The sequence below is a fragment of the Thermus sp. FJN-A genome (genome assembly GCF_054655095.1).
In genome coordinates, this window is sequence record NZ_BAAHSC010000043.1 from 1 (window position 1) to 470 (window position 470).

Sequence of the window (470 nt, forward strand, 5' to 3'; positions counted from 1 at the left end):
GCCCTCTTCAGCCCGAGGGGCGAGGGGGTCCGGCGCCCCGGCGCCCTCCTCGCCCACCTCCTCCGGGAGCGGGGCCTCCTGGACCTCTTCCGCCAGACCCCCCAGTGGCGGGTGGCCTAGCCCCGGGCCGGGGTAACCTGTAGAGAGCCCAGCCAGGGCTTCGGGGGTGGTGTGTGTATCAAGACTGGCTGTTCAAGGACTGCCCCGGGGGCTGGCGCCTCCGCTACCGCCGGAACGGGGGCGGCTACGAGGTCTCCCGGGACGGGGAGAGGTGGGAGAGGGTCCCCTCGGTCACGGAGGTCACGGGGCGCCTGAACAAGAACCTTCAGGACTGGGCCGTGCGCCAGGTGGTGGAGTACCTCCAGGAAAACCTGGTCCCGGGGCTGGTCCTCACGGAGAAAGAGGTGGACCGCATCCTGAAGGAGGCCGCCGAGGCCCACCACAGGGCCGCCCGGAGCGCCGCGGGGCGG

1 pseudogene is annotated in these 470 nt (G+C 72.6%); it reads left to right on the top strand.

Going from position 1 to position 470, the window contains the following annotated elements:
• Positions 1-173: 173 nt before the first annotated feature.
• A pseudogene (locus tag ACYQ0J_RS00210) lies at positions 174-470 on the top strand (hypothetical protein); the annotation flags it as partial.